We start from the raw sequence: 13153 nt of genomic DNA, 5'->3' as shown, positions 1-13153 counted from the left end.
ATGAGCAGAGTGAACATGTTCGATGTCAACTTTGATAATTACGATTTTAATGATCTACTCGAATTTATAGATACTTCTATTGAACATCAGCGTCATTCCTACATTTTGACCTGTAATGTCGATCATGTGATCAAGCTTCGCAAGGATGATGAATTCCGCAAGGTGTATTCGGATGCCGGAGCTGTAGTGGCCGATGGGATGCCTATCATATGGGCGTCCAAGTTACTGAAAAAACCCCTCAAACAAAAGGTGTCCGGGTCAGATTTGTTCACTCGGCTGGGAGAGGCTTTTGAGGATCGAGGCTATCGTTTATTTTTTCTGGGTGCAGCTGACGGTATTCCTGAGAAGGCTATGCTCAATCTCCAGGAATCTTATCCGAACATGAATGTGGTGGGCTGTTACTCTCCTTCTTATGGTTTTGAGAAAAACGAGGAGGAGAATAGGCACATTATCCAACTGCTTCAAGAGGCTCGCCCGGACATCGTTTTTGTAGGTGTAGGCGCCCCTAAACAGGAAAAATGGATCTACAGATATTACGAGACTTACCGCGCTCCGATTTCGATTGGGGTGGGAGCGACCTTTGATTTCCTGTCGGGAAATGTGAAAAGAGCACCGGAGCTGATGCAGAAGACGGGATTTGAATGGTTCTGGAGGTTGTCTCAGGAGCCTAAACGATTGTGGAAAAGATATTTGATTGAGGATTCCCAATTTCTCGTTCTGCTGTTTAAGGAGATGTTCAAGCGGAAGCGGATGAAGGGAGGTCAGGGGTGAGAAACATGAGTCGGTTGGCAGATCAGCAGATTTCCGTTTGGCTAGGAAATCGGCGTGGAATCAGCATGATCGGCATGGGGTTGCTGGCTTGTATGTTGCCACTCGCCATCGGATTTGTCAGCGCCAAGATGAATCCCACCATGAGCCAGCAGGGAGCCATATTGCTGGCGCTCGTTTTTCCGGCCTTCCTGCTGGCGATCTTGCAATCGCGGCTACTGATTCCTTACACACTGGCAGTGTGGGCAGTAGGCCCGGAAATCCGCCGCATTGCGGATTGGATGGAGGGAACGTATCACTCGGTTTCCTTGTTGAGCGTGGCACCGCTGCTGGTAAGCAGTATGTTGATTATTCCTGTGTTGCGAGGCATTCATCAGGCGGAAAAACCCTTGACCCGAATTGCTGTATTTTTCGGCATAGAATTGGCCTACGGAAGTGTGGTCGGGTTATTCAAAAATGGTATTGTTTTTGCTTATGATTTAGCCAATTATGTGGTTCCTTTGATCCTGTTGCCTTATCTTGCGATTAAGCCCATGAAGGCGAAGGAGCTGGACCGACTGCTGTATTCATATGCCAACATTGCTGTTCTTGTGGCAATTTACGGCATTATTCAGTACTTGACGGTGCCTCCGTGGGATGCATTTTGGATGAATCATGTAGAAATGAATTCCATTGGTGTTCCAGAACCACTTCAAATCAGAGTATTTTCTTCCATGAACTCGCCCGGTCCCTGCGCTATTTTCCTGGCGATGGCACTTGTACCCATGCTAATGGAAAAACGTTGGCGTGGCACTTTGGGATGGATCGGAATCCTGCTGACGGTCGTTTGTCTCTTAATCACGCTGGTACGTTCAGCCTGGCTAATTGCATTCGTCATGTTACTGGCTTACATTCTCAGTTCATCTTCCAAGGGAAAGTGGAAAACCTTGTTTCAACTAGCTATAGTTGGCCTTCTTCTCTACATCATTGTTCCAAAACTTCCAGGGGCAGAAGGTTTGGTGGCTCGCATGCAGACGCTGACGGATATTCAGCAGGATCATTCGTACAATGAACGTTTGGATTTACTGCATACGATGCTTCCGGCGATTGCTGGCAATCCGGTCGGGCAGGGGATTGGGAGTGTAGGAATCGGAACCAAGCTTGATAACGGCGGCGATCTCGGCGAACTTGGGATTATGGATAATGGATATATCGCCATTTTCCTCACCTTCGGTATTTTCGGGGCATTCTTTTTCTTCGGTGGTCTCTTCGTTATCATCAAGCGCCTTCTCGCCCGTATTGCCGCACGAGATGCCAGTCAGCCTTATATCAGACTGGCGTTGGCTACGTGGGCCGGAGCTGTAGCCAGTCTCATATCAGATAATGGTTTCCCCGGTATGCGCGGCTATCTGATCTGGATGATGATCGGAATAGGACTATGGGCAAAAGATGTCATCGCGGAAAGAAGGTAAAGGCTGTGCAAAACTTACAAGCATTATCCGCACCTGTCCGGACACTATGGTCCACGGTGATTCGGTTTGCCAAAAGCAAGGATAACAGCTCTGCAGCAGTAAAAACGATGATATTCAGTATGCTGATTCTCGTCGTGAATATGCTGACTGGTGTGCTAACGGCACGATTCCTGGGTCCTACTGGACGCGGGGAACAGACAGCGATGGTGAACTGGTCCCAATTTCTCGCCTTCTGCATGAGCTTCGGTGTCCCGTCTGCATTGATTTACAATGCGAAAAGGAAACCGGAGGAAACGGGCAAGCTGTATGGTCTGGCCTTGCTACTGGCTACCATGTTCGGGGGCTTGGCGACACTCGTCGGAGTTTTTCTAATTCCTTATTGGCTGCGCTCTTTTTCTTCATCGGTCATACTTTTCGCGCAGTGCTCCATGATGATGTGTCCGCTCATAGCGATTTCACAGATCAATAATGCATTGCTTCAAGTTCGCTCGGAATATAAGCAGTACAATTTATTCCGGTATCTGGTACCGCTAAGTACACTGCTGGGTCTGGCGATTCTGATCTTAACCGGAAATATGAATCCGTACACCTCGGCATTGGCCTATTTACTGCCGGGCTTGCCGATTTATATTGGTGTCACGATACGAATGATTCGGCTGTACAAACCAAAGGTAAAGAACAGCTGGACGCAATTTAAAAATCTCTTTACCTACGGTATGGGTTCATACGGAAATGATCTCATGGGGCAGGTTTCCACTTATATTGATCAGATTTTGATTGCGGGTCTGCTCAGACCCGCTGATCTCGGTTTATATGCAGTAGCGGTCAGCTTGGCCAGGATGGTGAATGTATTTTCTACCTCGATCATTGTCGTGCTGTTTCCCAAAGCCTCCGGTCTGAATAAGGAAGAGGCGGTGGCCATAACATTTCGGGCATTTCGAGTGACATCAACGGCAACCTTTCTGGCTGCGGTGATGCTGATGCTGATTGCTCCGTTCGTATTTACATTGTTATACGGTCAAGAGTTTAAACAAGCGCTTACGGTATTCCGGTTCCTGGTGCTTGAGGTTGCTATCAGTGGGGGAACCATGGTGCTGGCACAACAATTTATGGCGTTGGGTAAGCCCAAACTGGTTACCATTCTACAGGGTGTCGGATTGGCGCTCGTCATTCCATTGCTGTCCATACTCGTACCGAAATATGGATTGACGGGTGCAGGGATAGCAATGCTGTCTTCGGGGATTCTACGGTTCATTTTCATTTTATGTAATGTTAAATTCGTTCTAAAAATGAAGATTCCAAGACTGCTTATTTCCAAACAAGATTTTCAATGGCTCCGATCAACGATGTCACACTACATCCGGAAAAAGCCAGTTAACGGTTAGATAAAGAAGGAGGCACCCGCTAATGAACCACATGTCTAGCGTTCCCGCGGACAACCGGATATCCGTAGTTATTATCGCTCAGGATGATGGCACTCGAATCACAGCCGCCATTAAATCCTGCAAGCCCTTTGCGGACGATATCGTCGTCATTGACGGAGGGAGCAAGGACAATACGATTCAGGTAGCTGAATCCTTGGGCTGTCGGGTGTTTTCTAACCCGTGGCCCGGTTATGCCAAACAGCGCATGTTTGGTGTTGAAAAAGCGGAATTTGATTGGATATTCCTGATTGATACGGACGAAGTAGTGGATGCAGAGTTGCTTGGAGACTTGTTGAAAGTAAAGGAAACGCTCCACGATCCGGCCAAAGCATATTCCGTATTCCGGATTGGAGATTTTCTCGGCAAATGGATGAACAAAGGCGAATACCTGGTTCGTTTGTACAATCGGCGTATTTATGGCATTACGAATAGTCTTGTTCATGAAATGCCGGATGTAGCCTCTTCCCAGATTGTCAATCTGGAGGGCGTGTTATGGCACTACGGCTTCCGCAGCATCAGTGATCATATGACCCGTTTTAACAAATATACAGATCTGGAAGCAGAGACGGCATTTAACAAAGGAAGATCCTTTCGGATTACCAGACTGTTGTGGCGGCCTCCTGCCCGCTTTGTGCAGAAGTATTTTGTCCAAGGCTTATACCGCAAGGGATTGGCGGGTTTTGCCGTAGCAGTATTCTGGGTGATGTATGAGTTTCTCGTCTGCTTCAAGCATTATGAGCTAACCAAGCGGCGAAAAAAGATAGAAATCGTGGATGACGGACATACCGAGCAGAAAGGAGAAACCAGCTATGTCGTACAATAACGGATTTCGTATTGCGGCAACGGGGCTTAGCTGGCCGTCCTTGCAGCCAGGAGGCCTCAACACATATTTCAAATCCATCTGCGAGCAGCTTACGTTAGAGCGCAATACGCTGGATGCTCTAATCTGTAGTGAAGAGCAGCCGCAGGCGCCCGACCGTATTCGAATTCATTCGATTGGCAGCAAGCAGCAATCCATGTGGAAGCGTCGAGAGCTAATGCAAAAATATGCAGCAGAGCTGTTCGATAAGCAACCGATGGATGTACTGTATTCCCATTTTGCTCCCTATGGTGTCGGACCGGCGCTGGAGGCGAAAAAAAGAGGAATCCCGGTAGTTACCACCTTTCACGGACCGTGGACGGAGGAAATGAAGATTGAAGGACAGGGCATCAAGCATTTGCTAAAAACGACGTTGGCCAAATCCATTGAAATGAAGGCCTACGGATTGGCGGATAAATTTATAGTGCTAAGCGAAACCTTTCGGGATATTTTGCATGAGCACTATAAGGTTCCACTCAGCAAAATTCATGTTATTCCTGGTGCGGCGAATGTAGAAAGGTTCCACCCGGCAGAGGATCAAGAAGCGGTGCGGAAGCGCCTGAATTTGCCGCAAAATGCGACGATTGTGCTCACCGTTCGTCGTCTTGTTAATCGAATGGGACTGCTACAGCTACTGGAAGCATGGAGACGAGTCACCGAGCGTCATCCTGATCATGTGTTGCTGATTGGAGGGAAGGGTCCCTTGATGGAGGAATTGGCTTCCAAGGTGGCGGAATACAATCTTCATAACCATGTAAGGCTGCTCGGTTATGTGTCAGATGAGGAGCTTCCACTGTACCACCAAGCATCGAATTTGTTCGTTGTACCTACACAGGCACTGGAAGGTTTCGGTCTGATCACAGTGGAGGCGATGGCCTCGGGACTGCCGGTGCTGGCGACTCCTGTGGGTGGCAATAAGGAGATTTTAAGAGGATTCCGTCCCGAGCTTTTGTTCAAGGGAACGGATAGTGAAGCCATTGCTGAAGGGTTGCTGCGTGTGCTGGATCATCGTGAACTTCTACCGAATGCAAGGGAATGCCGGGACCATGTCCTGAGCAGATATACATGGGGACATGTAGCGGAGCAGGTGGAAGAGGTGTTCCGACAGGTCCTTGATAGAAAGGCGGCGGCGAAATGATGAGAGTAGCTTATATTGACCATACGGCAAGATGGAGCGGCGGCGAAGTCGCTTTGTACAACATACTGACGAATATCGGGGAACATATCGACCCGCTCGTTATTTTGGCAGAGGAGGGCGATTTAGCAGATCGGCTTCGGCAGCGTGATATTGATGTGCGCATCGTTCCATTGGACGATTCGATTCGCAATCGGGGACGGAATGCCGTGAATCTAGGTGCGCCTGCAGCAGCTTTTCGTTTGCTGGCTTACGGTAGAAAACTTGCGCCCTTGCTGCGTGAGGAAAAGGTCGTGTGCGTTCACACGAACTCGCTCAAGTCTGCACTGTATGGTACAGTAGCCGCCAAATCGGCGAAGCTGCCCTTGATCTGGCATATCCGTGACCACATCGGTCCGCCGTATCTGAAGCCGATTGTGGCCAAAGGGATTCGGCTGATGTCCCGCTTTTTGCCCAACGGAGTGATTGCTAATTCCAAGTCCACGCTGAGTGCGTTGGAGTTACCCCCGGACAAAAAGACGCTTGTCGTTTATTCCGCTTTTGCCAAAGCAATTACAGCACGTGACACGGCTGCGGATTCACGTGGTGATGACTCGTTTAACGTCGTATTGGTCGGCAGATTGGCGGAATGGAAGGGACAGCATATTTTACTGGAAGCGGCACGCTCCTTTTTACCGGATCAGCGCGTGAAATTCTGGCTGGCTGGAGATGCGTTGTTCGGAGAAGAGGAATACAAGCAACGATTAGAGTCCACGATGCGCGAATACGGGTTGGCTAACGTCAATCTGCTGGGACACGTCGATGACATTCAAGGCCTGATGCAGCGTTGTGATTTGCTGATTCATACCTCTATTACACCAGAACCATTCGGTCAGGTCATTATTGAAGGCATGGCTGCGGGTCTCCCAGTGATTGCTTCCAATGAGGGTGGACCCAAGGAAACGGTGGTACCCCATGAAACCGGGCTGCTTATTGAACCGGGTGATCCGGCTAAGCTGGAAGAAGCCATCCGCTGGATGTTGGAGCATCCACAAGAACGTCAGCAGATGGGTGAGAGAGGGATGGAACGGGTCAAAAAGCATTTTGTCATCGAGAACACAGTTAAGGATATAGTTCATTACTATAAGGGTTTGTTGGCAGGAGTCTGACCGACATTCGCGTTAAAGGATGATTCAGATGAAAATAGCGATAGCACACGATTACTTAATCCAAATGGGCGGAGCGGAAAGGGTAGTAGAGGTATTCCACGATATGTATCCGGAGGCTCCTATCTTCACAACGGTGTTCAGCGACGACCGCCTGTCGCGTAACTTGAAGGATGCGGATATTAGAGCCACTTGGCTACAAAAAGTCCCAGGAGTGAAGGACAACTTCAAAGGAGTGCTGCCGCTGTATCCCATTGCTATCCGTGATTTTGATTTTAGGGATTTCGACATTGTTTTAAGCTCCAGTAGTGCATTTATGAAAAGCATCCAGGTACCCAAACATACGTTTCACATTTGTTATTGTCACACACCGATGCGGTTTGCCTGGGATTACGATACATATATGGCCCGGCAGTCCAAATCCAACCTGCTCAAAAACATGCTCAAGCTGTACATGAACCGGTTGAAAACATGGGATGCCAAAACTTCTCGCAACGTAGACCAGTTTGTTGCCAACTCTTCGGTTGTTAAACGAAGAATTTTGCACTATTACCAAAGGGATTCGGATGTGATTTTCCCACCTATTAATACATCCCGTTTTAAACGCGCTACAAACATCGGTGACTATTACCTGATCGTATCCCGATTGGTGTCCTACAAGCGCATCGATCTCGCGATCGAAGCATTCAAACGTAACGGTCTCAAGCTGCGCATTGTGGGTGAAGGACCAGACCGTAAACGACTCGAAGGTATGGCTGCCCCGAACATTGAGTTCCTCGGCAGGCTTGAGGATGAAGAGGTTAACAAGCTGATGGCAGAATGCCGAGCGCTCGTTTTTCCGGGTGAAGAGGACTTCGGTATTACGCCTTTGGAGGCGAATGCGGCCGGACGGCCTGTCATCGCTTTTCAGGGTGGGGGAGCGCTGGATACGATTGTTCCTCATGTGAACGGCGTATTTTTCCGCAAGCATCAAGTAGAGGATGTGCTGGAGGCCGTCGAAAAGGTTGAGCAACATGCATGGAATGTGGACGATATCATTACCCATGCCCGCAAATTTGATGAAGAAAACTTCAAGGATCAATTAAAAAAGTATGTAGAACAAGCCTATGTGAACTTTCTAAAAGGAGGATGAACGGAATGAAGCTGGCTGTAATCGGTACTGGATACGTTGGGCTCGTCTCGGGTGTATGTTTTGCGCAAAAAGGTAATGAGGTGATTTGTGTCGATCTGGAGCAGCACAAAATCGACATGTTGAACCGGGCAGAATCTCCGATTTATGAACCGGGTATTGAGGAATTGATCGCGTTGAATCTGGAAGCGGGCCGGTTGGAGTTCACCTCGGATTTGGCCGATGCGGTACGCCGCTCGGATATCGTAATTTTGGCGGTAGGTACGCCTTCTCTGGCTAACGGCGAGGCGAATTTGTCGTACATTGAACAGGCGGCCGCTGATGTTGGGAAAGCCATGAACGGGTATAAGATTATTATGACCAAGAGTACTGTACCTGTCGGAACGAACGAAAAGATTAAGGACGTGTTGGCTCGTCACACGAGCTTGTCTTTCGATATCGTCTCCGCGCCGGAGTTCCTGAGAGAAGGCTCAGCCATCAATGATACGCTTCATCCGGATCGCATCATTATTGGTTTGGACAATACAGGATTGCGTGAAACCATGGTCACTCTGCATCAGGTCTTCACGGATAAAATCTATGTGACGGATATCCGTAGTGCTGAAATGATCAAATACGCGTCCAATGCGTTTCTGGCAACTAAAATTTCGTTCATTAACGAAATCGCTAATATTTGCGAAAAGGTTGGCGCCGATGTAACCTGTGTGGCTGACGGTATGGGTATGGACAAACGGATTGGCTCCTCTTTTCTACAAGCAGGGATCGGGTATGGTGGCTCTTGCTTTCCAAAAGACACAAATGCGCTTATCCAAATTGCAGGTAATGTAGACTATGAATTTAAGTTGTTGAAATCGGTGGTCGAGGTGAATACCGACCAGCGCTTTATGATTGTATCCAAGCTGCGCGAATCGCTGGGTCAACTGAACGGTGTGTCGATTGGCATTTGGGGCCTCGCCTTCAAGCCAAATACAGATGACATCCGCGAAGCTCCAGCACTGGAAATCGTAGAAACGCTCATTCAGGCAGGCGCTATTGTCAAGCTGTATGATCCCATTGCGATGGATAAATTCAAGGAGCGCGTGGATCACCCGAATATTATGTGGTGCTCATCCCCACAGCAAGCCGCTGAAGGTAGCGACGCTGTGTGCCTGTTGACTGATTGGGAAGAGTTCAAAAAAGTTGATCTCGTACAACTGGCCTCCATTCTGCACAAACCGGTTCTCATTGACGGTCGTAACGTATTCGCTGAGGAACAGATCCAAGGCTCCGGGCTGGAATACTACTCCGTGGGTCGTCCGCGGATGAGTGGGTGGAATCGGGATAAGGTGGAAGTTTAAACGTGACAGATTAAAAAGTGACTGTGGCGGTGTTGGAGGCGCTGAAGGCGCTGCGCGTGCAGATTGTTCTTCCGATTGCTGTTACCCCCGGATTTTCTGGATTATATAAAACATTCAAAGGTTAAAATCCGGGGATAAAGGCAAACGCTGACGCTTCTTCAGAACAATTCTGCCCGCTCCGCTGCTTTTCGCCGTGGAGTCACAATTTTTAAACTCCCACCTTATGGGGGGAGTAGAAGGGCAGATCAGAAGGAGCGGCGCGGTTGATGCCGCTCCTTCCGATCAAGCGGCGCTGCGCCGCCCCTGTGGAGCAAGCACTACCATGCGGATACGCTATGCTGCTCCTGCGACGCAAAGACGCCATTGCTGTTGCCGAAGGCGTGAGATTTTTACAGGCTGACCGGACTTAATAATGTCTGGTCGTGCCTTTTGCACCACAAGGTATGATCGATATGATGCATTTTTTGAGTAGCGAAGGGTTGGATTTGAATCTGGAGAAGCGATAGTGTTCGCCTTTGGACCGGGATTCAAACCTTTATACGATTTTATACAATCGAATGAATCCCGGTCCAACAGCGATCGTAAGATCAAATCCAGCCTGTAGCGGACTACTCAACCCTGCCCCATCCGATCACCCATACATTATAGAGAGGAAGTGGAGAGTTATGAAGCTCGTACTTTTGTCTGGTGGTTCCGGTAAAAGATTATGGCCTTTGTCCAACGATTCCCGTTCCAAACAATTTTTGAAGGTACTGGAGAGCCCGGAGGGGATTTCGGAATCCATGGTACAGCGGGTATGGAGACAATTGGGAGACAACGGATTATCAGAATCTTCGTTTATTGCGACAGGGAGAGCACAGGTCGAAATGATCCAGAGTCAGGTCGGGCCGAATACGCGCATTATTGTTGAGCCGGAACGCAGAGACACCTTTCCTGCGATTGCGCTGACAGCGACTTATCTATATTCCATTGCAGGTGTTTCACCTGATGAAATTATAGCAATATTGCCTGTAGATCCTTATGTTGAGGATGCTTTCTTCGCTTCCGTAGCCCAGCTGGAACATACGCTTCAGGAGAGTGAAGGCAAGCTTGCTTTAATCGGGGTTGTCCCTTCCTATCCTTCAGAGAAATATGGTTACATTATTCCGAAAAACGATGCCACTCAAGGTAGCACAGGCTACCGTGAAGTGAGCCATTTTCAAGAGAAACCCGACCGGGAGCAGGCGGAGCGTCTGATTGAACGCAATGCTCTATGGAACTGCGGGGTTTTTGCATTCAAATTAAGTTATTTGCTGGATATCTTGGCATCCAAGGGGTTGCCGCTTAATTATGAAGAAATGCAAAAGCAATACGCATCTCTGGAAAAAATCAGCTTTGACTATGAAGTAGTCGAGAAGGAAAAGGACATCGTAGTTCTTCCGTATGATGGTTTTTGGAAGGATTTGGGTACCTGGAATACGCTCACAGAAGAAATGTCTAATCAACAAGTGGGCAGAGGTGTAGTAACGGAGGATTGCGTCAATACGAGCCTTATTAACGAGTTAGACATTCCTGTGGCGATCATTGGAACGAATGATCTGATCGTAGCCGCTAGCCCGGATGGCATTCTTGTGACCAATAAGGCAGAAAGTCCTCGCATTAAGGAAGTGCTCAAGGCTCATGATCAGCGTCCAATGTATGAAGAACGTCGTTGGGGACAGTATCGGGTTGTGGATTATGTCAAGTATGACGAGGGTAACGAGGTATTGACCAAACGAATCCGCGTACGGAAAGGCAAAAATATCAGCTACCAGCTTCATTTCAAACGAAGTGAAATCTGGACCATTATTAGCGGTGAAGCGGAAATTATTTTGAATGAGAAGCTGCACAAAGTGAAGGCTGGTGACGTAGTACGTATCCCTGAAGGGACGAAGCATAGCATTTTGGCAGTGACCGATGTGGATTTTATTGAGGTGCAGACTGGCTCTGAGTTGGTTGAAGAGGATATTGTCCGCTTTTGTATGGATTGGAATGAAATTTCCCGTCACCAATTTATCTCCTAATTATTTTCGTAAAAACGAAAAAAAGACGAATTCATGAAAATTCATAGCCTAAACTGTCGAAATTGGGCGAAAACCTGTAAATTCATGAACATGACCTATTAAATTTTGGTAAAAAAAAGTCGATACTTAGGGTAAGAAGGAATCCAAACTCCTTCCAACGATAAACGCAGCCCTGTCGAAAGGCAGGTACGCAAAGCTAAAGGGCCTTCCACAAGGATGGCAGCCTGGCTACCGAAAGGAAGAGCGAAAGTGAGATTCAATTTTATTCCTCTGTATCGACTGATACGTCATGTACTCCCCGTTGTTATGCTTTTTTCATTGTTGCCCGTCGGTTTTGGAGATTCTCTGTCGGTGGCGAATGCCGCTTCATTACAACCTGTTAATTCGGACGCTTCTACTCAGGCCCGTGAACTATACAATTATTTACTCAACATCTCAGGGAAAAAAATAGTCACCGGTCAGCATGATTATTTGGAAAGTCCAGATGAATTAAGTAACAAGGTCCAAAAAATCAGTCAGGCATATGTTGGTGTACACGGCTATGAGATGGGAGCTACCTCTGGTCAATCTGACGCTACGGAAGCAGCACAACGTAAAAATGTCGTCGATAGTGCTATCCGTTGGGACAGATCCGGTGGAATTGTGACGATGACTTTTCATGAAGCGCTACCAGGTAGGCCACTGACTTGGGCCAATGTACAGGCGAAAGTAAGTCAGGCAGAGTTCAACAAATACGTGACTCCAGGTACTGCGCAGTATAACCTCCTCATTGCCGATCTGGATAAGGTCGCTGTATCGTTAAAGCAGCTTCGTGATGCAGGGGTTCCGGTTTTGTGGAGACCTTACCACGAAATGAATGGTGACTGGTTCTGGTGGGGAAACAAAACTAATTTCAATCAGCTATGGAATATCATGTATGACCGTTTTACAAACACACATCAATTGAACAATCTGCTGTGGGTATGGAGTCCGAATGCGCCCAATTCGTATACTGTCCCGTATACCCCAAAATACCCGGGGGATGACAAAGTGGACATTTTGGCAGTAGACATTTACAACAATGATTTTAAGCAAAGTCATTACGAAGGTCTGCTCGGGCTGGCACGGAATAAGCCGATTGCCATTGGGGAGCACGGTGAGATGCCTAGTTCTGAGGTATTGCAGGCTCAACCTAAATGGGTATATTCCATGACTTGGGGCAAGATGCTGACTGAGAATAACACAACAAATCAAATTCAGGATTATATGAATGATTCGAAGAGTTTGACGCGGGATGATGTGAAAAATGGGCTGGCAGCAATCGAACAACCTGGGACAGACGTACCGACCTTACCGGACGAGGGGCAAAGTGAGCCTATCCCGGCTCCGACTCCGGCTCCTCCTTCCGTTCCTGATGTGGTATATGTGAACGGGCTGCAGGGCGAATATTTTAACAATATGAATTTGAGCGGAAGTCCTGCTTTGATCCGTACAGATAGCAAGCTGGACTACAACTGGCGTGCCAATGCAGCTGATCCAAAGGTGAATGCCGATCAGTTCTCGGTTCGCTGGACGGGTAAAATCAAACCGCAATATAGCGAGACCTATACGTTCACAACGATATCTGATGACGGTATCCGTGTATGGGTAGATGGCAAGTTGGTTATTGACAGCTGGTTCAAACAAAGCTGGACAGAGCGTAAAGGCAGTATTACTTTGGAAGCAGGCAAAATGGTAGATTTAAAAGTGGAATACTATGATGAAAAAGGCGACGCGATGGCACGTCTAATGTGGGAAAGTCAGCATGAAGCGAAAGCGGTGATTCCCGGAAACGCTTTGTTTCTTCCTTGATTGATACTCTTTCCCGGTCAAAAAATTTGAGGA

At 47.9% G+C, this 13153-nt stretch carries 11 protein-coding genes and 1 riboswitch; all 11 genes read left to right on the top strand.

Going from position 1 to position 13153, the window contains the following annotated elements; translation table 11 throughout:
• The 11 genes from NSS66_RS05305 (at position 1) to NSS66_RS05255 (ending at position 13120) form a co-directional block, all read left to right on the top strand.
• Positions 1-771, top strand: coding sequence for a WecB/TagA/CpsF family glycosyltransferase (locus NSS66_RS05305; RefSeq protein ID WP_028543109.1), 771 nt, complete (start codon positions 1-3; stop codon positions 769-771).
• Between the two features lie 5 nt (positions 772-776).
• Positions 777-2219: an O-antigen ligase family protein gene (locus tag NSS66_RS05300; protein WP_023987420.1), complete on the top strand. Its 1443-nt coding sequence runs from the start codon at positions 777-779 to the stop codon at positions 2217-2219.
• A 5-nt stretch (positions 2220-2224) separates the two neighbouring features.
• Entirely contained in the window at positions 2225-3604 is a 1380-nt protein-coding gene (locus NSS66_RS05295; RefSeq protein ID WP_013309157.1) for a lipopolysaccharide biosynthesis protein, read from the top strand.
• A gap of 22 nt (positions 3605-3626) precedes the next feature.
• The gene (locus NSS66_RS05290; RefSeq protein WP_023987421.1) at positions 3627-4466 is read left to right on the top strand and encodes a glycosyltransferase family 2 protein; all 840 of its coding nucleotides are present in this window, start codon (positions 3627-3629) and stop codon (positions 4464-4466) included.
• On the top strand, positions 4453-5640 hold the full coding sequence (locus NSS66_RS05285) for a glycosyltransferase family 4 protein (RefSeq protein WP_076264388.1): 1188 nt from the start codon (positions 4453-4455) through the stop codon (positions 5638-5640). Before NSS66_RS05290 ends, NSS66_RS05285 begins: the two co-directional genes overlap by 14 nt.
• The gene (locus tag NSS66_RS05280) at positions 5637-6785 is read left to right on the top strand and encodes a glycosyltransferase family 4 protein (RefSeq protein ID WP_028543108.1); all 1149 of its coding nucleotides are present in this window, start codon (positions 5637-5639) and stop codon (positions 6783-6785) included. Before NSS66_RS05285 ends, NSS66_RS05280 begins: the two co-directional genes overlap by 4 nt.
• A gap of 28 nt (positions 6786-6813) precedes the next feature.
• Positions 6814-7914, top strand: coding sequence for a glycosyltransferase (locus NSS66_RS05275; protein WP_023987424.1), 1101 nt, complete (start codon positions 6814-6816; stop codon positions 7912-7914).
• Between the two features lie 5 nt (positions 7915-7919).
• Positions 7920-9248 (top strand): UDP-glucose dehydrogenase family protein, encoded by a 1329-nt coding sequence (locus tag NSS66_RS05270; protein WP_023987425.1) that lies wholly within the window; start codon positions 7920-7922, stop codon positions 9246-9248.
• A gap of 263 nt (positions 9249-9511) precedes the next feature.
• Entirely contained in the window at positions 9512-9658 is a 147-nt protein-coding gene (locus NSS66_RS05265) for a hypothetical protein (RefSeq protein WP_155613653.1), read from the top strand.
• Between the two features lie 255 nt (positions 9659-9913).
• Complete coding sequence (locus NSS66_RS05260) at positions 9914-11290, top strand: sugar phosphate nucleotidyltransferase (protein ID WP_013309163.1); 1377 nt, start codon at positions 9914-9916, stop codon at positions 11288-11290.
• A 155-nt stretch (positions 11291-11445) separates the two neighbouring features.
• Positions 11446-11526: riboswitch (cyclic di-GMP riboswitch) on the top strand.
• 13 nt (positions 11527-11539) lie between these two features.
• On the top strand, positions 11540-13120 hold the full coding sequence (locus NSS66_RS05255) for a glycosyl hydrolase (RefSeq protein WP_340958534.1): 1581 nt from the start codon (positions 11540-11542) through the stop codon (positions 13118-13120).
• The last annotated feature ends 33 nt before the right edge of the window (positions 13121-13153 follow it).

Origin of the sequence: Paenibacillus sp. FSL R10-2748 (assembly GCF_038005565.1) — a bacterium.
GTDB classification, from domain to species: Bacteria; Bacillota; Bacilli; order Paenibacillales; family Paenibacillaceae; genus Paenibacillus; species Paenibacillus polymyxa_B.
This window is presented reverse-complemented; position numbering and strand designations above follow the sequence as displayed.